Origin of the sequence: Clostridium sp. YIM B02500, assembly GCF_022324665.1 — a bacterium.
Classification (GTDB): Bacteria; Bacillota; Clostridia; order Clostridiales; family Clostridiaceae; genus Clostridium; species Clostridium beijerinckii.
The window spans coordinates 142,976-163,247 of sequence record NZ_JAKGTE010000002.1 but is presented as its reverse complement, the minus strand read 5'-3'; the positions used below and the strand labels follow the sequence as shown (position 1 = coordinate 163,247).

Here is a 20,272-nt window from a genome sequence, read left to right as displayed (position 1 = left end):
AAAAAAAGCGCCTGTAAAATCTTCCTTGATTTTATAGACACCTTTGTCATATAGTTAATATTTTTAATCTTATTTTATGTTTACGCCATATTATGCATAATAATATTTACTTTTCTATTTTGAATATATTCCCAAGAATTATTGTAGGATAATTTTTTAACGTTAAAATTATTGTAAAAAAAATAGCTGGTGTGATTAACACCAGCCATTGTGTATAAATCTATTATACGGTATGTTGTGCAATTGTCAATAACAATTATGAGAATAATTGTAATTTCAAAAATATTTTCAGTTTTTTCTTAATATTCAATATTTTTTTCGCTTTGTATAATTATTGTTATAAGTTTATCAAGTGCTTTTTCCTTAGTACTGTACTTGTTCACCATATTGTCCGGATAATTTTTTCTTTATGATTCATTACAATAGGAAGCTGCCGCTTTGATATAATCTTTCTTATATTTTAACACATTTCCTTGTATTTGAGATAAAAAAGGAATCGCTTGAAATTAGCATTTTTTCCAAAAATCTTGATCTAAATTATAAGTATTTTTTGTATACTCAGAATTATGCCGAAAAATATAAAGATGTACTTATAAAACTATAGGTTAAGATCATGTAAATAATCCAATATTTTCATTGACTTTTATTTATGCAGTACGTACAATTATCAATAAATAGACAAATTTATTGATATATTGAGTAATTTTGCATAATAAAAAATTTATTAAATGTAATGTTATGCACTTTATTATAGAAGGTGGTACGTATGAATTATAAAGTAGGAAAAAGTTCAAAAGGTGACTTAAATGAAGCAGTATCAGAAGCTACGCTTGGGCTTAAAGCACCCAAATTAATTTTATTTTTTTCCAATGTTGAACCTTTTGAAGAATATTCTAAGAAAATTAAAGAAAAATTTCAAAGCAGTATTATTATTGGTTCCACAACATTTGCAGGCTTTTGCATGGATGGGGCTTATAAAAATTCACTGATGGTTATGGGGATTGAGGATGGAATTGAATGTTATGCTGATATATTAGAAGAGGTAGATAAATATCCTCTTAAATACATAGACAGAGTTACTAAATGTGTTAATAATTTTCGTGATAAATCTAATACCATATGCTTTGAAATTTCTACTGCTTTAATAAGCTGTGAAGAACTAGTTTTATCTACATTAAATTCAGTCCTTGATGAACATAAGATTCCCCTATTTGGCGGATCTGCTGGTGACAAAGGTAAGGCTGAAAAAACAATGGTTTCTTTTAACGGCATAGTATACCAAAATACATGTGCTTTTGTAATCATCAAAAACTTAAGCGGTAAAATCAGATTATACAGAGAAAATATTTATAAAAAAACTGCTCATTATTTTACTGCCACTAAAGTAGATACAAGAAATCGTATAGTATATGAATATGATAATAAACCAGCAGCACTTGTTATGGCACAAGCATTAAACACCACTGTTGAAAATCTTCCTAAATATTTAGATAGTTATCCTTTAGGCAGAATTATTGGAAGTGATCTGTATATTACAGCAAACCAAATAGTTACTAAAAATAATGGGATGTCATACCATGCGAAAGTATATAATAATTCAAAAATGGTTCTCTTAGAGCCTGATGATTATAAGAATGTAATTAATGAAACAATTGCTACTGTGAAAAAAGAAGTTCCAAATCCATCATTAGCTATTATGGTTAACTGTCTGGCAAGATCAATGCTTTTCGAAACAGATGGGTATTTAAATGAGTTTGCTAAAAATATGGGCAATGCTTTAGGTAACTATATAGGTTTTGCAGGTTATGGAGAACAGCTTAGAGATCAGCACTTTAATCAGACAATGGTTCTTGCTGTATTTGAATAGAATGAGGTAATGCGATATGAAGTGGTTTAAATTTAGAAAAAATAAAAATCAAAACGAAGAAGAAAATATTCAAGATGAACAGAATAACAAATTAAACACAGAAAAAGCGTCTAATTACGATAAATATGTTAACTATGGCATTTTACACATGGAAAAGAAATTTGGAGAATTCATGGATGAAGAAGTTAGGGTGACTCAATCCATTAAAGAAATCGACAATACATATTCAAAAATCAATGCCATACAAAATGTAATTAACAATATAGATTCTAATTTTAATGATTTTAGTCAATATGCTAATAAAATTAATGATGTTATGAATCGTTCTGACAGTGCAGTAAAGCAAGCAGATAATAAAATGGGTACGTTGGCAGATAAAATTAACGGAACATGTACTCAGCTAGATTCAATTACAGAGGCTTTTCATGAATTAGAAAATAACTCTAGAAACATTCAAAATATGTCAAATAGTATAACAGGCATAGCTAGCAATACAAATCTCCTAGCTTTAAATGCATCTATTGAAGCAGCAAGAGCTGGTGAAGCAGGTAGAGGTTTTTCTGTTGTAGCAGATGAAATTAGAAAATTATCCTTATCAACAACAGAATTAGTTAGTGGAATTGATAAAAGTGTTAAAGAATTATATGAAAGCATAGATTCTCTTAGAGAGGAAATTAGAAATTCTAAAACAGCAATTACTGATAACTATGAATATGCTCAAAATGTTCAAAAAGATTTCAAACAAGTAACTGATTGCACTATTGAAGCCAAAGAGTTTAGCCAACATATAATTAAAGGAATTGAACGTACAAGCTCTGAGATTAGTGGTGCAGTAACTGGTGTTGACTCTGTCACTGAGATTGTTAATTCTTTGGGTAATAAATTAGATACATTAAATTTAAGAATGAGCACAAGGTCAACTATTATCTGCGATATTATAAACTTTATGCAGCAGATTGAAAATTTACTAGCTGACTCTATTAATGATAATGGAAAGTAATTAAATATGCTTTAACTTAAAATATAATTTATATCATCAACAATTCTATTATCCCATATGTTATATTTCAACATAACATAAATATATTAATCCTAAGAAATAGTGATTTCTTATATTATATATAAAAGCTGAGATTTTCCTAATGGTACAAATCTCAGCTTTTATAAAAATGATTTAACAATATCAAGCTTCATGCTATTTGTACCTTCAAAGCCATTTAATATGCTTCCCACCTTATGTTTCTCATAAATTGTTAACTTTTTTTATTTTTACCTTCTTAAATTCTTAACTTGTTAAATTGTAAGAAAGTTTTATTTAAAACAATGTTTATTTAAAAGAATATCATACAATATATCTCTCACAAATGTTTATAAACTTCCCAATCTGTGATACAATCAAGTGTAAAATTCCACACAATATAACATAATATAAATGATTATAAAATTTAATCATATGAAAAACGAGGTAATAAAATGATAAAAATTGATAACTTGTCGTACTCATTTCCAAATAAAGATCTATATCATAATATTTCATTTACTTTAGAAAATGATCAGCATTGTGCTTTTATAGGTTCTAGTGGTAGTGGAAAAAGTACACTAATAGATATAATCATGGATCCTGAGAACTATATGTTTGATGGTACTCTAGAGATTGATCCAAATTGCAGGATTGGATATGTGAGTCAGTTCTGTGAGGTAGATAACACAAAAGAAACAACAGTTTTCGAATATCTATGTGAAGATTATATTAAACTACAAAATGAGATAACTTCTATTTGTAGCTTAATGGAAACCTCTTCTGATATTGATGCCTTACTAGAAAAATACCAAGAAGCTTTAGATGCTCTTGATGTAATTGGTGGAGATGATTTTGAAAGCACTCTTAGTAAGAAATTAAATCTTGCAAACCTAAGTAAACTTAAGGATTCAAAGATATCTGATTTAAGTGGTGGAGAGTTTAAGCTTATCCAAGTAATTAGGGAAATGCTTAATAGTCCAGACTTAATGATTATGGATGAACCTGATGTATTTTTAGACTTTGAAAATCTTAATTCTCTTAAAAACCTAATAAATTCTCATAAGGGAATGATGTTAGTTATTACTCACAATAGATATCTATTAAATAATTGTTTTAATAAAATTATTCATCTAGAAAATCATGAACTCCAAGAATTTGATGGAAGCTATATAGACTATAACTTCACATTACTTCAAACTAAAATCGAGCTTCAAGAACTGTCTGTTGCTGATGATGAAGAAATTGAGAGAAACGAACGCATAATCAAGAGACTGAGAGATAGAGCTGAAGTTACAGGGGAAACTGCTGCTGGAAGGTATCTAAAAGGTAAAATGAAATTCCTAGAAAGATTAGAAGCTCGTAGAATAAAAAGACCTTTTGTTGAAATTAAGCAGCCTTATATCCGTTTAACTACTAACAATCAAGTTGAAGAAAAAGTTGCTTTAAAAGTTAACAATTATAGTGCTGGCTTTGATGAAATACTTTTAGAAAATGTTAATTTTGAGATTAAATCTAATGATAAAGTAGCTATTGTTGGGTTAAATGGTACTGGAAAAACTACTTTACTTAGAGATATCTTTAAAAATGACAACCCTGCTATTGAAATAGATTCTGAAATTGAAGTTGCATATTTATCACAGCTTCAAGGAGAAATATTAAATGAGTCTAATACAATACTTGAAGAATTCCTAGACGCAGGATTTAAAACTTATGATGATGTTGAAACTTACATTTCAAACTATGACTTTGAGGAAGAAAGAATCAACCAAAAAATAAAAGATTTATCAGGTGGCGAAAAGAATATACTTCAATTAGCTAAAATTTCTGCAAGCAAAGCAAATATGCTGCTTTTAGATGAGCCAACAAGCCATTTAGATATATATTCACAAATGGCCCTTGAAGAAGCCATCTCGAAATATAATGGTGCTATTTTAATGATATCTCATGATTACTATTCTATAATTAATTGCGTAGATTATGTTTTACTCATTGAAGATAAAACAATCAGAAAAATGAATATGAGAAAATTTAGAAAGATGATTTATGCGAAATACTTTGATAAAGACTATTTAGAAATTGAACAAAAGAAAAGAGACTTAGAAATGAAAATAGCCATATCTCTAAGAAACACAGATTTTGAACGTGCAAAAGCCTTATCTGAAGAGTTAGAAGCATTGATTAAATTGCTTTAAGCATGATAAAAAATGATATCTCACTAACATATATTCTTCTTTAAAAGGGCAGATTAACTACATATAATCAAATTAATTTTAAATATCATAAAAGAGGTGTACTATGATAGCGGAAAAAAAGCTCGCAGAAAAGCGATTAACAGAAGCTTATAAGAATGCTAAAATTGAATATTTTGATAACAACTCTAAATACATATTTTTCAGTGATTGCCATAGAGGTGATGGTACACCCTCTGATGAATTTGCAAAAAATCAAAATATTTTTTTATTTGCATTAGAATTCTATCTTAATAATGGGTATACTTATGTTGAAGTTGGCGATGGAGATGAACTTTGGGAACACTCTAACTTTAAACATATAAGACTTGCACATGATGAAGTATATGCTCTATTAAAAAAGTTCTTTGATTCTGATAGATTGATTATGTTATATGGTAATCACAATGTACACTTAAAATATAGCAATTATGTAGAAAAGAATTATTATAAATTCTATGATGAATATAACGAAGAAGAAATAGAGTTGTTTCCTGGGATTACACCGTATGAGGCAGTTGTGTTTAAACATAAAAACACAGGTCAGGAAATACTAACTGTTCATGGTCATCAAGGAGACAGAATGAATGATAATTTGTGGCGCTTTAATATGCTTACAGTAAGATATTTTTGGAAATTTCTTCACTCAATAGGATTCATAAATCCTGCAAGCCCTGTAAAGAGTTCTGAAAGGATTCATAAAATCGAGCGTATTTATAGTCATTGGATTAAAATGAATAAAATCATGATTATCTGCGGACATACTCATAGACCCCACTTTCCAAAAGTCAAGGAATTACCTTACTTCAATGATGGATCATGTGTTAGGGCAAGTGGAATCCAAGGAATTGAAATAGTAGATGGAAAAATTATGCTTATTGAATGGAAAATCAGAACTGATTCAGAGGGTATTCTTCATATAAAAAGAAAAATATTAAGGGGTCCTGAGCAAATTGAAAAATTTGACCTAAGAAATAATAAAACAAATATGAAATAAGCTATAATATCAGCAAATTCTTCTAAGAAATATTATTTATTAAAGCTGAGACTTTCTAAATATATATATTGCGATTCACAATGCACATTTCACAATTGCGGCTAAAATTCTTGCAATATTTTTAAAATTATCATTAAGAATTATTTTTGCTATATATATATAAGAAAATCTCAGCTTATAAAATTACTAATTTACTACTTACTGTTTAATCTTAGGAATTCCCTACAATTTTATTATAATCTATACCAGCTTTAATTAAAAGTTGTTTCACTGACTCACTTTTTACATTAAACAAAGTATTTTTACATCCATTAAATGCTCCTTGTTCTATTTTAGTTATACTGTCAGGAAGAACTATGTTTGTTAAGTTAATGCAGTTTTGAAATGCACTATGCTCTATTGTTATAACAGTATTAGGAATTTTTATACTGCTTAAGTTTGTACATCCATAAAAAGTACCAATTCCTATATCTATAACTCCATCAGGAATAGTTATACTGCTTAAATTCTTACATCCATCAAAGGCACTACTTCCTATGCTTGTTACAGTGCTAGGTATTTCTATGCTTTTTAAATTTACTCCTCCAGAAAATGCATTCCATCCTATATCTGTCACACCATCTGGAATTGCGTATTTTTCGTCAACTTTCCCAACAGGATAATTTAACAATTTAGTTCCATTTTTGCTATACAATACTCCATCAACGCTCTTAAAAGTTATATTGTTGCTATCTACAGATATATTTTTTAAGTTTGTGCATCCTGATAATGCATATCCATCTATACTTTGTACACTAGCAGGAATGTTTATGCTTGTTAAACCCGTACACCCAAAAAACGCTGATCTTCTTAAGGCTGTTATACCATTTGGAATAGTTATATTTGTTATATTCTTATTTAGATAAAATGCTTTATTTCCTATACTTTTTATTGCAACATTATCAATTTTATCTGGAATTACAACATTGCTGTCATTACCTAAATAAGCCATTATTACACCAGTTTGTTTATAAAAAGCCCATGCTCCTTCTATTGTGACATTTTGAAATTGACCACTACTATTAATGACATTATCCCCAAACTCATTTGGCGTACTACCTAACATATAGCCTTTTGTATCAAAATAATATAAACTTCCATCAATTACTCTCCAGCCTGTAGCCCATGAATTTCCTTCTGAATACCACCAGCCTTTTTTATCTTGCTTCCATTCTGCATTTGCACCTATTGGATTTAACATTAATACAGAAGCTACTACCAAAGCACTAGCAATTACTTTTGTTAATTTCAATTTTTTCATATTATCCCCCTATTTTTCCTAAAGTTATAAAATGCCATTTTATTGTATTTTAACATAATTATTAATAATATTCCATAATGTTGTTTATTGTTAACTTTTTTCATTTGTATCTTCTTAACTTTTAAAAAAGGTAAACAGTTTTATTTAAACATTTGTTCCTTTTTAAAAATATTTAATTAAAACTTTGAAAAATGCTCATTTTTAACAAGGTTTATTTAAAAGAATGTTTAAATTTTATAAGTTTATTTGAAAATACAATCCATATACTATAAAATATTTTTTGAGGTGTTATGATGAAAAAAACTATTAATGTTGTAGCTGCAATTATAAAAAATGAGAACGAAGAAATATTATGCGCTCTACGCTCTCCTATTATGAAATCGCCAAATCTTTGGGAGTTCCCAGGTGGTAAAATAGAGGCTAACGAAACTCCAAAAGAAGCTATTGAAAGAGAAATCTTTGAAGAATTAAATTGTAAAGTGCGATATATTAATATACATAATGAAAATAGGCATGAATACGATGATTTTATTGTAAATTTGATAACTACTAACTGCGAATTAGTAGCTAGCTATCCTAAAGCTAATGAACATGCAGCTTTATTATGGCTGAAACCAGAAAGCCTGCTTTCTTTGAAGTGGGCTCCTGCAGATATTCCTGCTGTGCTTGAAATAATAAAAAATCATGCTATTATTTAGCATGATTTTTTACACTATTAGATATATTAAATTTAAACTAATTGATTTGTTCATTAATTTGAAAATTTTCTATTCAGATAAAGCCCTGTATTAAAATTTTCACTTTATAGATAACTATTAAGATTTATTTGTTCTTTGAACTCATCTAATCCTACTCTATCTATGTAATCGCCTAATCTTTCTCTGTTAGTTGCATTTTCTCTATATACTTCAATAACTTTTTCTATTAAATCATATACTTTTTCTTCTGATACAGAAAGTGCTATTCTATCTGCTATTCTTGGTCTTGCTCCACCTTTTCCGCCAACATAGAACATCCATCCTTTTCCGCTTCCTATTAATCCTATATCCTTAAATGCACTATCTGCACAGCTATGAGGGCAACCACTTACTCCCATTTTTAATTTATTAGGTAATTCTTTTCCATGATATAAGCTGTCCAATTTTGAACCAACTGCCACTGAATTTTGAAGACCTCTTTTACAAAAAGTAGTTCCTGGACATACTTTTATACTTCTTACACATAGACCTACTGCTGCACCTGGGTCCATCCCTAGATCATCCCAAGCGTTATCTAAATCTTCTTCTTTTAATCCAACTAATGCAATTCTTTGAGCTCCTGTAACTTTAATAGCTGCTGCATTATATTTTTCAGCTACATCTGCAATATTTCTTAAAATCTCTGGAGTTACAAGTCCAGCAGTTAAATGTGGAGCAATTGCATATGTTTCCTTATCCCTTTGTAATATTGCTCCTTTTTCTAATAAATCAGTTTTCATCGCGTATCTCTCCTAATTCTAATTCTCAAAATAAAGTATTAATGTTATATAATAATTTCTATTAGTTATTGTATCATATTTATAATCCAACCTCTAGCTAAAACATGATATTCGAAATATTCTGAACATATAGAGAATATACAATATATGGTATATATTTAAATTAAATTCTATTCATTAGATGCCAATATTTATGTACTTTAAGTTCGTGCTTTAAATTATTTAAACCAAAATACCGATTGACAAATTTAATTTTATTAAATATAATTTAGTCATGTCGAACACTGTATAAAGATTAATTATATCGGAGGAATAGATTATGAGAATTTTAGCATTGGAATTTTATAAAAATGGAAGAATGAAAGAATCTTTTGCATTTGGAGGATCACTTGAAAAAGAAAAAATTAATATAAACAAAGATTACCCTGCAAGCCTGCAAAATTATTTAATAGATACTGGGAAAGAGGTTATTCTAGTAGACACAGGTTTACCAGTTGAGACTCCTGATTTTGAGGATAAACCTGATCAAGCCTTATATATTGGTGAAAAAATTGCTAATTTTAAAGAAGCACTAAAAAATGTAGGTTATGCTCCAGAAGATGTTAGTAAAGTAGTTTTAACTCATAAACATCCTGATCATGCCGGTGAACTTAGAATGTTTGATCATGCAAAGATTTATATATCAAAAATAGAGCTTGAGGCTATGAATATTGCAGCCGACAATTTAGTTGAAGTTAATTTTACTGATGGACAGTATAAAAACTTTGATAAAAGCCAAATTATAAGTGAAAATATTTATATGCTGCCAGCTTATGGACATACTACTGGAAATTCATTAATTGTTGTTTACGATAACGGTATTCACTACATGATTCATGGTGATGTTACTTACACTGACGAAGCTTTAAGGCAAAACCAATTATCTGTTGTCTTTGAAGATAAAGGACAAGCAATTGAAACGTTAAATAAAGTCAGAACTTTTATAAAAGAAAATGATACAGTTTATTTATCAACTCATACTCCAGAAGGTGTAACTTCCCTAAAAAATAAGACTATAATGAAATTGTAATAAATCGTAAAATTGAAAGGATTGAATAAGATGAATAATACAATAGAAAATATAAAAAATCATAGATCAATTAGACAATATTTAGATAAGGATATTTCAGATGAAATCATAGATGAAATAATAAAAGCGTCTCAAGCTATGCCTAATTCAATAAATGGTCAGCAAACAACTGTCATAGCTATAAGAGATAAGGCAAAAAAAGAAAAACTTGCAGAACTTGTTGGAAATCAAGAATATGTAGCTAAAGCTCCTGTTTTCTTAGTTTTCGTAATGGATTTTTATAGAACTTATTTAGCTGGCGAAAAAACTGGTTATAAGCAAATAATACATGAAGACATTGAAAGTGCTCTAGTTGGTGCTGTAGATAGTGGAATTACTTTAGGTGCAGCAATAATTGCAGCTGAATCTCTTGGGCTTGGAACTGTTCCTATTGGTGGAATAAGAAAAAATCCCGAAGAAGTTATAGAACTCTTAGATTTGCCTAAATATACATTCCCACTTGTAGGCCTTGCAATAGGATATCCTTCAGATGAATCACACACTAAGCCAAGAATTCCTTTTGAAAGCTTTAGGCACAAGGATACTTATAACAAAGAAGCTATAGAAAATTCTATTGATAGCTACGATGAAGAAATGGAAGCTTACTTAAAAGACATCGGCAGATATGATAAAGAAAAAAATTGGAGTACTTTAACTTCAAGCGTTTATCAAAATATATATTATCCAAAAGTAAAGGATGTACTGAAGAAACAAGGATTTACCCCTGAAAAATAAATCTCTATAAATTATGTGTTTCGAAATTAGCTGTTTATTTAACGCATATGATTTATAAATAGCTTGTAGCTAGGATAATAGTTTTTTTTCATATATATTCCCTAATAAATAAAGAGTACCAATCATATTCCCCTTATGATTGGTACTCTCTTTGCATCTTTAATGTTTTTTTGCAATTTAATGTTTTACGTTATTAAAACTAATACCCCATATCATCCATTTATTCAAATCTTAATTCTTAATATTTCTTCCTTATTTAGTTTTGAGTATTTTTTAAAAAAATTTTAAAATAAGGAATATTCAAAATATTTAGAATATGATATAATAAGATAAAAATATATAGAGGTGGTATGCTTTATGGAGAAATATGGAGATCATGAAATAATCGTAATACAGAATAATGAAAATCAATACCCATATAAGGCAATTGCAAAAATAGGTGATAATGAGATAAAGCATAAAGGACAGAGTAAGTCTGAAGCAATTGATCTAGTTAAGCAAAGCATTAATAAGTTAAAATCTAAAAATATAATTTAACTGTAGTATAAGTAAATTCAAGCGAATGAAAACTATTACACTTAAAATATTAGGTATGGAAACTACATATAACCCCCGACAGATGTCGGGGGTTTTTATCTTAGAAATAGAAAAATAGACTTCTTTATTACCTCTTCATAAGAACTACTCGCTCTCACAACATTAAAACGTCATCAGGTAAAATGTTATTTTCAAATTCATAAGAATACCTTGTTTATTCTTATATATCAACTTTACTTACGGTACGAAGCCTGCCTTTGATAGGTGTTTTTTGTAACTGCTGGAACACCCACTCTCCTTTATTATTTAATATTTCTACAAAGGTAGATATATCAACTATATTGATTATTCCTATATCGTCTTTTGTCATACCTTCAATATTACAAAGCGTGCCTACAATATCTACCGCCCTCATCTTTGTTTTCTTACCTGCATTAATATGTAATTTCATAATCTCTTTACTTAGCTTCGCACCTTTTGTTTCTTTAATTTCAGGTCTTGTATTCATTTTTAAAGCAAATTCTTCTTTAAGATTATTTACAGTTTCCACTTTAGGTCTTTCCTTCAAAAGAATCTCTTTTCCGATATATTCATGTATATCATTTAAAAACTTACTTTCATTTTGTGTTACAAAAGTAATTGCTCTACCCATCTTGCCTGCACGTCCAGTTCTTCCTATCCTATGAACATAACTTTCCTTGTCTTCTGGTATATCATAATTAATTACATGGGTGATATTATCTATATCTATCCCTCTAGCTGCAACATCTGTGGCTATTAAATATCTAAAATAACCCAGCTTAAAATTATTCATTACTCTTAATCTATCACTTTGTTCCATTCCACCATGTATTTTTCTGCAATCATACTGGAGCTTTGCCAATTCTTTATAAACTTCATCTACCTTTTGTTTTGTATTGCAGAATATCATACAACTATCTGGATTTTCTAATATAGTTATATCTCTTAAGAGATCTATTTTATGTGATTCATTTACGTTATATCTTTCTTGACATATATTATCTGCAGCTTTGTTTTGCTCCTCTATTTCAATATGTATAGGATCTTTCATATATTTATTGCATAAAGTCTCTATATCTTTTGGCATTGTGGCTGACAATAACATGGTCACACGTTCTTTTGATAAGCTTTTTATTATTGTTTCCATTTGCTCTACAAATCCCATATTAAGCATTTCATCAGCTTCATCTATTATAAGATACTTTATCTTTGATAGATCAAATGTACCTTTTTCTATATGATCTATAATACGACCAGGTGTCCCAACTACTATATGTGTCTTTTGCTTAAGTTCCTTTTCTTGATCATAGAAAGGTGACTTCCCATAAATTGCAGCTGCTTTAATTCTTTTAAATCTACCTATATTAAAAAAATCCTCTTTGACTTGGATCGCAAGTTCTCTTGTTGGTGTAAGCACTAATGCTTGAGGTTTATTTTCTTCCCAATCCACTAATTGGCAAACAGGAATAGCATATGATGCAGTCTTACCACTTCCAGTTTTAGACTTTACTACTATATCCTTTTCTTCTAACGCAATCGGTATAACCTGTTCCTGAACTTTTGTTAACTCCTTGAAGTTTAACATGCTAATTGCTTTTAATAACTCACTGCTTAACTTATAATCATTAAAATTTGCTTTTATCATTTGATCATCTCTTTTCTATATCTCTTACTATTATTGTTACAAACATACATTTTTATCCCATATTTTCTCTTTATCATCACAATCCATATAACAATATGCATACTATCATTTTTATTATATCATACCCATGTATTTCATTTGCAATTAATGAACAACTTCCTTTTCTTTACATAAAAATACCCCATTTATAGTAGATAGTTTTATTATTTCAACTGTCTACTATAAAGGGCGTATGTCAACATTTAGCGGAGTTTTTGTTCTCTCCTGGGCACTTCTGAGATATATCATGCTGAAGTTGCTATTATTTTGAAATAATCTTATCTACCCATTCTTTATAAAAAATTAATTCTTTACTCTTATTTTAGCTACTTCTTCAATACTTAATCCTTCTAATTTTAGAATTTAATATTTTTATAATTCCCCGTTTAATATTCGATATATTGCTTTAGCTACTCCAAAATTTACATTTGTATCTGTAATATATTTAGCTACTTCTTTTATTTCATCAACTGCATTACCCATTGCAAAAGAATTTTCAAATTCTGTAAACATAGAATAATCATTTAAGCCATCTCCAAGTACTACTACCTCATCTTTTTTTATATTCAATTTTTGTGCTACTTTTGCAAGAATTTTTCCCTTCTCAGCATCCATATGATTTACTTCAATGTTAGTTCCAAAACTTGCTGATACAGCTAGTCCTTCTAATGCCTCCATCTTTTTACGAAGCTTATTTATAATTTCTTCTGATTGCGCAAAAGATACAAACTTTGCTATATTATTATGTCTATTTAAAAATTCATTCATATCAGTAATATATTGCATATTTTTAAAATGCAGATTATTCTTAGCATATTTTAATATCTCTTCTTCATCTTTTAATTCTGGATGGAATGTAAGAGATCTTTTTACCATTCCAGCTAAAGTTTCTTCTTTTGTATTTGTTGTATAAAATCCATCATCTGTGTATATTTCTATAGCCAGATCTGTACATTTCATTACCTCTAAAATTTCTATTGCTCGTTTTTTTTCCATATAAGTATGTTCAACTATATCTCCATTAATATCTCTATATTCTGCTCCATTTAATACAACACAATCACATTGTAAGTCATATTTATGTATAAACGGATCCACATCACAATACGCTCTTCCTGTAGCAATTGCAAACTTAATTCCATTTTTTTGTGCAGCCTTAATTGCTTCTATATTTTCTTTTGGTATATCGTGATTTTTCCCAATCAATGTTCCATCCATATCTGCTGCTATTAACTTAATCATTTATCTTCTTCTTCCTTTTCTATAATTTTTATCCCATGGCTTTTAGTTTTTATATTACTTTATTTCAACTCTAAAATTTTTATCTGAGTAAAAAACTATAAGTACAAAAATTGCACATGTAATCCAAATAAGTGGTTCTGATATACATACTCCTAAATAACCCATTGATGGAGCTAAAAATCCTACAACTGCAAATTTCCCAAAAAGTTCAATTGAACTAGAAACAAGTGGCGTAAATTTCTTTCCGATTCCCTGAAGCGTACTTCTATATATAAGAAGTGTGGCTAATACATAATAAAAAGGAGTATTAATTCTTAAATATTTTACTGCTGTATCTATAATTAAAGCATCATTTGATCCAGTTAAAAATTTTATTATATATGTTCCAAAGGCAAAGGCAGTTATAACAACTATTGTTGACCATATTGCACCCATGATAACTGTTTTTTTAAGTCCAATATTTATCCGTTCATATTTCTTTGCCCCATAATTTTGACTTACAAACGTGGCTGATGCTGTTGCCAATGTTCCAAGTGGCATCATGTAAATTTCACTAACTTTTCTTGCCGCCATATGTGCAGTTATTATTTCCTTACCAAAACTGTTTATTGCACCTTGAAGTGCAACTGAACCAATTGAAACAAGTGATAGCATAAATCCCATAGACAATCCTGAAGTAATTAATTCCATTACCATAGTACCATCATATTTAAAATCTCCTTTGGATAATTTTAGCTCCGGACATTTTTTTATAATATGATTAAATCCTAAGATTACAGCTACAATTTGTGATATGACAGTTGCATAAGCAGAACCTCTAACACCCCATTTAAATACTAAAATAAATGTAAAAACCAACACTACATTTAGAATTGAAGCATAAATTAAATATATAAGTGGACTACGGCTATCGCCCAATGCTCTTAGAACCCCTGCTATCATATTGTACATTATAGTAACAATCATAAACATTAAAATAATTACAATATATCCATATGCATCGTTTATTATTTCTTCTGGAGTATTTAAAAATTTAAGAAGATACATTATTGTACCTACTCCAACAGCCGTAAATACTATTGATATTATAAGGTCAAGAATTACTGTCATTGCCACAGCCTGTCTCATGTTATGCATCTCTTTTGCTCCAAAATATCTTGCAATCACAATAGCAAATCCATTATTTATACCAACCGCCATGCCAACAATAAGTCCAAACAGTGGGGTTGTAGACCCTATAGCTGCTAAGGCATTTTCTCCTAGGGTATGTCCAACAATCACTGTATCCGCCAAATTGTACATTTGTTGAAACACACTCCCAAGAAATATAGGTAATGCAAAATAAAAAATTTGTTTACCAGGATTTCCTGTTGTTAAATCCGTGATTTTATTTTTTTCCATTGTAGTTTTTTCCTCTCCATCTTGCTTTATATGTAATTTAAACATTCCATCAAAATCTTTTTTAATTTTACTATATCACAATATAATAAAAACTTATATTATCCGAGAATTTAGGAACAAAAAATACTTTTTAGGTATTTATTTTTTTTAGAAACATATTGTTTTTTCTATATCGTCCTTAGCAAAAAAGCACTGCACGAAATATATAAATTAGTGCAATGCTTGTATATGGAAAACATTGTTTCCCCAATGGGTTCTTCTGAAGTCCGAAGGGCTGAGGTTGCTACAGATAATTTATTAATTGTCTTATAAGAATCGAAGTGCTTTTTTATTATTTCAAATAAAAGTTTTTGCCATGCTTTTATTTTTCAAGATTTTTATTTAAAACTTTGTCAAACCCACTTTAAATAAAAAATGCATATCATTTTTCATTTAAAATTTGATTGGAATTTTCCTTAATATGAACCCAAAAATTTCGAAAATGGAATTGATCTGAAAAATATGATTCAACTTGATTCTTATAACTGCCATTTAATACTTTTTCGGTATTAAAACTAGGCCATTGCCCTAAGTAACGTCTTTCTTCTTTGGAAAAGGTTTTAGTAGGCATAGCCAAATGCAATATAAGCATAGCAAGAATAAATAAAAACGGAAACATAGGTACAATATTCTGCATACGAATAAAAATTTTATTATTATTTATTTGCATATTAATCCTCCAAGTTAAAATCTAAAATATATAAATGGGTTATAGGTTGAACCGACCATAATTAATTGTATTTCCATCCACAGTAACAAGTCTTGCTCCAATATTCATGACAATACCGCCAGCTGATATCAACATCTCATCCATAGTGCCTGAGTATTTTTCAAGAAATCGCTTCACTTTCACCATTAGAATCCTAGGACTATACGGCTTTATTAAATAATCATCTGCTCCCAGTTCATATCCCATAAGAGAATCATCCTCATCTGAGCGTGCATTCAACATAATTATAGGAATACTAGAATTTTTCCGTATTCTACGGCATACTGACCAACCATCAATCTTCGGTAGAACAATGTCTAATATAACTAATTCAACAGAATTTGATTGAAACAGCTCTAAAGCTTTTTCTCCGTCTGCAGCCTCTAATACCTGATATCCATCTTCAATTAAATAATCCACTATAACTTCACGTAAAATATCTTCATCTTCAACAACCAATATTTTATTCATTCCGTCCCTCCATTTGTTTACTTATAAACTTAATTAAAGTTAATGATTGTAATGTATAATTAACTTTAATAAAAGTATCAAATTTTGCTACTTCATTTCAAGTTTATCTTACAAATAAAATCTTTTATATTTACATACCTAATTTTATTATAACTACAAAACTAATCAATGCAAAATAAATGTATAAAAATACATAGTTTTAACTTTATAATCACACTTGCTTTATATTAATATAGTATACATAAATCCATACATCCTTTTATGTGTTTGTAGCCTTCATAGGCATAAAAAAGTGGCTTCGCCACGCTCCTTCGGAGAAACATACTAAAATATAAATCAAAACCATAGAAATTTGTTTTTCTCTATGGTTTTAGCAATAAAAACTATTCCAGTTTTTGTAAGGTGTCTGACCCCTTTGTCAAGGAAGTATGACTGAGTTTGCCAATTTCATAAATATTTCTAAGTATTTTTCTAATACACTTTATTAATTGGCAATTATATAATTGTTTCAAAATTTGGTTAATGTAAAAGCAGTAGCTTTATTTTTAAATCTAAGTAATTATACCATTAAAAATTATTTATTCATAAATGTAATTAAAGCTAATACTTTCTAAATATAAGAAAATATTAGCTTATAAAATATACGTTATTATTTTGTTTTTCATATTTAATACTTTCATAAATAATTGAAAGATATAGTCCTGTAGCAATTTCAGATAATATCTTTATCCCCTCTATAGAATTAGTTTTTCCTGCTCTATAATCTAGCTAATAATTTTTAATTACATTCTATAAAGGATCCATTCATTTGTGCTTAAATTTAACCTTAGGTCGCAAAGCATTTTCATATTATCCTTTATAATTTCACATGTAAAAGTATAGATATAATCTCCACCTATTTTTTCCTTATCCCTTCTAACTAGCCTTTCGACATTAATTACTTCTACACTGTCATCATTATCTGTAATAAAGAAACATATCGGTTTTACAATGCCTGCTCCATCAGTCCTAGTAACCACCTGAACCGATTTATCTACTATATTCATAAGCGCTCACTCCTATTTCCATTTTTATTATAATTTACACTTAATTGTACATGTGTTGCCTATCCTGAGGATAGTTTTCTTTCTAGCTATTTTTTATAAAAAATTCTGCCAACATTTCTTTTACTGTAAAAATTTAAAAGATATAATATTCAGAGTATCATATAATGAGATAAAAATATAGAGTGGTATGCTTTATTGAAAATATGGAAACCGAATATCACTCTTTGTCATATTCCTTCTCTAGATTCTTATAGTCTCCCTAAGTAAGGCTCTGATTATTCCTCCTAAAAAAAGGCTTATGTTAATTGTTGTTGCATGAATTCCAAGTGGTGCAAGTTCCATTACCAAAGTTTCAGTTATTCCTTCAACCGCAAATTTTGTTGAGCCATATAATCCCCATCCTTGATAACCACTTAAGCCTCCACAAGACGATAAGTTAATTATATATCCTGAATTCGCTTTTCTCATATAAGGTATAACTGCTCTAATTACATTTAAAAGTCCAAATACATTCACATTTCAAAAGTTAAAAATAAACATCTGAAAATTCTATTCTTATGCGTTCATCCTTATTTTTAATATTTTTATTATATATCGTATTTTCCTTAGCTACTGCTCCAGCTGGAAGCATCACAGTAAACTTGCTTCCTTTTCCATATTCACTTTCAACATTTATACTACCACCATGTAATAGAGCAATAGATTTAACTAGACTCAATCCAATACCAGTACCTTCCGCATTTCTAGACAAAGATTTATCCGCTTGTTCAAATCTATCAAATATAATATCCATTTTTTTCTCTTCAATACCAATCCCATTATCCTCTACTGATATTTCAACCCATTCATTCATATCCTTAACATTTACAAATATTTCACCATTATCATTTGAAAATTTTGTAGCATTCGAAATAAGGTTTAGCATTATTCTCTCGATTTTTTCTGGATCACACGCAATAATCTTCTCTTCCGTATCCGTGTCAAAAATAATATTTAAGCCTTTAATTTTAACAAAACTTGTTACTGACATAACTATTTCTTCTACGACATTAACTATATTCACATTTAATAGGTTAAGTTGAAAAAATCCTGCTTCTATTTTTGATGAGTCCACTATATTGTTAATAAGCTTTGATAACCTATAGGTATTTAGCTTTATTGATTTAAAATATTTAATAAATATATCCTTTTTATTTATTATTGAATCATCCATATAATACATTTCTAATAACTGAGCCGTTGCCGAAATTACGTTTAATGGAGTTTTAAGTTCGTGAGATATATTAACTAATAACTCTTCCTGCTTTTTTAATGTATTTTCCATGATTTTATTCGTCTTTATTTCAGCAGTAACATCCATTTCTAATAATTTATTTTGTTCTTCTAGCATTTTTTCTAATTTTTTTCTTTCTGTGATATCCCTGCTGAATCCTGATACAGATACCAAATCCCCATTTTCATTATATGTAGGAACTAAATAATCCTCTATCCAAACATAATGCCCATCTTTATGCTTAAATCTTAGACAAAAATCTTTGGAAAAATCAGTGTTTTTATCCACTCTAGATTGCATAATATTGGTATCCTCAGGATGAACGATTTCGAATACAAAATGAGGGTCAGTATAGTACATTTCTAGTTCATACCCTAAAGTCTCTTGCATCGAAGGGTTAACATATATAAACTTAAATTTCGGTAAAATTTGAAATATAAAAAAAACGTCCTTAGTTTTTTCACATGTTTTAATTAATTGATTGTATCTCTCTTCAATGTGAATATATTTGCTTATATCAATAAGAGACAAATATGTCCCAACTATTTTAGAATCATCATTAAAAACAGGTTTAGAGACAACCTCAAAAAGTAACTGGTTGCCATCTTCTTTTAAAACTAAGGCCTCGAGACTTTCACGTGATAATAACTCATCAAATCTATAACCTAAGAATTTATCAATATTAGTATTTAAAATTTCATTTTGCATAAATCCTAAAATTCTATAGCAATTTTTAGAAATAAATTTAATAACTCCCTCAGTATCTACTTTAATAAGTAACTCTCTACTTATTTCAAAATTATCTGAATCAACATTTAAGTTCATTTTTCTATTCTCCTGACAATATATGTATACTAAATTCAACAGCAAGAATTAAACATTTGAGAGGCTTAATTTGGATTCCTTTCATATATTTACATAATTTCTCGCTAAAAATAATTATAACATATAATCACAAAGACATCTTAATTTTTTGTTTTTACTTTGATTACAGATGAAAATTTTTACACAAATACATTTAGTAGTTATAAGTATATAATTTATGGCCCCCAGAGGTTGTAGTCGAGAGTTTACGAACGACCTGCTAATAACTTAATCTCCAAATAAAAAAAGAGC

The 20,272-nt window shown here is 28.9% G+C and carries 18 protein-coding genes; 8 read left to right on the top strand and 10 right to left on the bottom strand.

What is annotated here, in order from left to right:
• Nucleotides 1–766: 766 nt before the first annotated feature.
• The 4 genes from L1S46_RS01910 (at nt 767) to L1S46_RS01895 (ending at nt 6,113) form a co-directional block, all read left to right on the top strand.
• Nucleotides 767–1,867 (top strand): FIST N-terminal domain-containing protein, encoded by a 1,101-nt coding sequence (locus tag L1S46_RS01910; protein ID WP_238899008.1) that lies wholly within the window; start codon nt 767–769, stop codon nt 1,865–1,867.
• Between the two features lie 16 nt (nt 1,868–1,883).
• The gene (locus L1S46_RS01905) at nt 1,884–2,867 is read left to right on the top strand and encodes a methyl-accepting chemotaxis protein (protein WP_238899006.1); all 984 of its coding nucleotides are present in this window, start codon (nt 1,884–1,886) and stop codon (nt 2,865–2,867) included.
• A 473-nt stretch (nt 2,868–3,340) separates the two neighbouring features.
• Nucleotides 3,341–5,080, top strand: coding sequence for an ATP-binding cassette domain-containing protein (locus tag L1S46_RS01900; RefSeq protein WP_238899004.1), 1,740 nt, complete (start codon nt 3,341–3,343; stop codon nt 5,078–5,080).
• Between the two features lie 103 nt (nt 5,081–5,183).
• Nucleotides 5,184–6,113 (top strand): metallophosphoesterase, encoded by a 930-nt coding sequence (locus L1S46_RS01895; RefSeq protein ID WP_017210660.1) that lies wholly within the window; start codon nt 5,184–5,186, stop codon nt 6,111–6,113.
• Nucleotides 6,114–6,324: 211 nt separating this feature from the next.
• Here the strand turns inward: L1S46_RS01895 and L1S46_RS01890 are convergent, their stop codons facing one another.
• Nucleotides 6,325–7,413, bottom strand: a complete 1,089-nt coding sequence (locus tag L1S46_RS01890) for a leucine-rich repeat domain-containing protein (protein ID WP_238899002.1) — start codon at nt 7,411–7,413, stop codon at nt 6,325–6,327.
• Between the two features lie 293 nt (nt 7,414–7,706).
• On the opposite strand from L1S46_RS01890, the gene L1S46_RS01885 reads away from it, so the two are divergent.
• On the top strand, nt 7,707–8,111 hold the full coding sequence (locus L1S46_RS01885; RefSeq protein WP_238899001.1) for a (deoxy)nucleoside triphosphate pyrophosphohydrolase: 405 nt from the start codon (nt 7,707–7,709) through the stop codon (nt 8,109–8,111).
• Nucleotides 8,112–8,215: 104 nt separating this feature from the next.
• On the opposite strand, the gene L1S46_RS01880 is transcribed toward L1S46_RS01885, so the two are convergent.
• Nucleotides 8,216–8,890, bottom strand: coding sequence for an NAD(P)/FAD-dependent oxidoreductase (locus tag L1S46_RS01880; protein WP_012058982.1), 675 nt, complete (start codon nt 8,888–8,890; stop codon nt 8,216–8,218).
• 319 nt (nt 8,891–9,209) lie between these two features.
• Here L1S46_RS01880 and L1S46_RS01875 point away from each other — a divergent pair, with 319 nt between their 5' ends.
• The 3 genes from L1S46_RS01875 to L1S46_RS01865 all read left to right on the top strand — a co-directional run bounded on the left by L1S46_RS01875 (nt 9,210) and on the right by L1S46_RS01865 (nt 11,270).
• Entirely contained in the window at nt 9,210–9,959 is a 750-nt protein-coding gene (locus L1S46_RS01875; protein WP_238898999.1) for an MBL fold metallo-hydrolase, read from the top strand.
• Between the two features lie 30 nt (nt 9,960–9,989).
• Entirely contained in the window at nt 9,990–10,733 is a 744-nt protein-coding gene (locus tag L1S46_RS01870; protein ID WP_238898998.1) for an NADPH-dependent oxidoreductase, read from the top strand.
• Nucleotides 10,734–11,090: 357 nt separating this feature from the next.
• A complete protein-coding gene (locus L1S46_RS01865; RefSeq protein ID WP_017210666.1) occupies nt 11,091–11,270 on the top strand; it encodes a hypothetical protein in 180 nt (59 codons plus the stop codon).
• 220 nt (nt 11,271–11,490) lie between these two features.
• Here L1S46_RS01865 and L1S46_RS01860 read toward each other — a convergent pair whose 3' ends face one another.
• From L1S46_RS01860 to L1S46_RS01825, 8 genes are all read right to left on the bottom strand, one after another.
• Nucleotides 11,491–12,936: a DEAD/DEAH box helicase gene (locus tag L1S46_RS01860; protein ID WP_238898997.1), complete on the bottom strand. Its 1,446-nt coding sequence runs from the start codon at nt 12,934–12,936 to the stop codon at nt 11,491–11,493.
• Between the two features lie 411 nt (nt 12,937–13,347).
• Nucleotides 13,348–14,217, bottom strand: a complete 870-nt coding sequence (locus L1S46_RS01855; RefSeq protein ID WP_238898996.1) for a Cof-type HAD-IIB family hydrolase — start codon at nt 14,215–14,217, stop codon at nt 13,348–13,350.
• A 54-nt stretch (nt 14,218–14,271) separates the two neighbouring features.
• Nucleotides 14,272–15,663, bottom strand: coding sequence for an MATE family efflux transporter (locus L1S46_RS01850; RefSeq protein ID WP_077830106.1), 1,392 nt, complete (start codon nt 15,661–15,663; stop codon nt 14,272–14,274).
• A gap of 376 nt (nt 15,664–16,039) precedes the next feature.
• A complete protein-coding gene (locus L1S46_RS01845; protein ID WP_238898995.1) occupies nt 16,040–16,327 on the bottom strand; it encodes a DHHW family protein in 288 nt (95 codons plus the stop codon).
• A 39-nt stretch (nt 16,328–16,366) separates the two neighbouring features.
• Nucleotides 16,367–16,837: a response regulator gene (locus L1S46_RS01840; protein ID WP_077830105.1), complete on the bottom strand. Its 471-nt coding sequence runs from the start codon at nt 16,835–16,837 to the stop codon at nt 16,367–16,369.
• Nucleotides 16,838–17,619: 782 nt separating this feature from the next.
• Nucleotides 17,620–17,883, bottom strand: coding sequence for a hypothetical protein (locus L1S46_RS01835; protein WP_238898994.1), 264 nt, complete (start codon nt 17,881–17,883; stop codon nt 17,620–17,622).
• Between the two features lie 240 nt (nt 17,884–18,123).
• Entirely contained in the window at nt 18,124–18,399 is a 276-nt protein-coding gene (locus L1S46_RS01830; protein ID WP_238898993.1) for an SDR family NAD(P)-dependent oxidoreductase, read from the bottom strand.
• 10 nt (nt 18,400–18,409) lie between these two features.
• Entirely contained in the window at nt 18,410–19,981 is a 1,572-nt protein-coding gene (locus tag L1S46_RS01825) for an ATP-binding protein (protein WP_238898991.1), read from the bottom strand.
• Between the last annotated feature and the right edge of the window lie 291 nt (nt 19,982–20,272).

What these genes read in the sequence shown, in the direction of transcription:
- L1S46_RS01905 (WP_238899006.1), top strand. Translation starts at nt 1,884, where the DNA reads ATGAAGTGGTTTAAATTTAGAAAAAATAAAAATCAAAACGAAGAAGAA.
- L1S46_RS01880 (WP_012058982.1), bottom strand. Translation starts at nt 8,890, where the DNA reads ATGAAAACTGATTTATTAGAAAAAGGAGCAATATTACAAAGGGATAAG.
- L1S46_RS01910 (WP_238899008.1), top strand. Translation starts at nt 767, where the DNA reads ATGAATTATAAAGTAGGAAAAAGTTCAAAAGGTGACTTAAATGAAGCA.
- L1S46_RS01860 (WP_238898997.1), bottom strand. Translation starts at nt 12,936, where the DNA reads ATGATAAAAGCAAATTTTAATGATTATAAGTTAAGCAGTGAGTTATTA.
- L1S46_RS01870 (WP_238898998.1), top strand. Translation starts at nt 9,990, where the DNA reads ATGAATAATACAATAGAAAATATAAAAAATCATAGATCAATTAGACAA.
- L1S46_RS01895 (WP_017210660.1), top strand. Translation starts at nt 5,184, where the DNA reads ATGATAGCGGAAAAAAAGCTCGCAGAAAAGCGATTAACAGAAGCTTAT.
- L1S46_RS01875 (WP_238898999.1), top strand. Translation starts at nt 9,210, where the DNA reads ATGAGAATTTTAGCATTGGAATTTTATAAAAATGGAAGAATGAAAGAA.
- L1S46_RS01840 (WP_077830105.1), bottom strand. Translation starts at nt 16,837, where the DNA reads ATGAATAAAATATTGGTTGTTGAAGATGAAGATATTTTACGTGAAGTT.
- L1S46_RS01845 (WP_238898995.1), bottom strand. Translation starts at nt 16,327, where the DNA reads ATGCAAATAAATAATAATAAAATTTTTATTCGTATGCAGAATATTGTA.
- L1S46_RS01850 (WP_077830106.1), bottom strand. Translation starts at nt 15,663, where the DNA reads ATGTTTAAATTACATATAAAGCAAGATGGAGAGGAAAAAACTACAATG.
- L1S46_RS01900 (WP_238899004.1), top strand. Translation starts at nt 3,341, where the DNA reads ATGATAAAAATTGATAACTTGTCGTACTCATTTCCAAATAAAGATCTA.
- L1S46_RS01825 (WP_238898991.1), bottom strand. Translation starts at nt 19,981, where the DNA reads ATGAACTTAAATGTTGATTCAGATAATTTTGAAATAAGTAGAGAGTTA.
- L1S46_RS01835 (WP_238898994.1), bottom strand. Translation starts at nt 17,883, where the DNA reads ATGAATATAGTAGATAAATCGGTTCAGGTGGTTACTAGGACTGATGGA.
- L1S46_RS01865 (WP_017210666.1), top strand. Translation starts at nt 11,091, where the DNA reads ATGGAGAAATATGGAGATCATGAAATAATCGTAATACAGAATAATGAA.
- L1S46_RS01885 (WP_238899001.1), top strand. Translation starts at nt 7,707, where the DNA reads ATGAAAAAAACTATTAATGTTGTAGCTGCAATTATAAAAAATGAGAAC.
- L1S46_RS01890 (WP_238899002.1), bottom strand. Translation starts at nt 7,413, where the DNA reads ATGAAAAAATTGAAATTAACAAAAGTAATTGCTAGTGCTTTGGTAGTA.
- L1S46_RS01855 (WP_238898996.1), bottom strand. Translation starts at nt 14,217, where the DNA reads ATGATTAAGTTAATAGCAGCAGATATGGATGGAACATTGATTGGGAAA.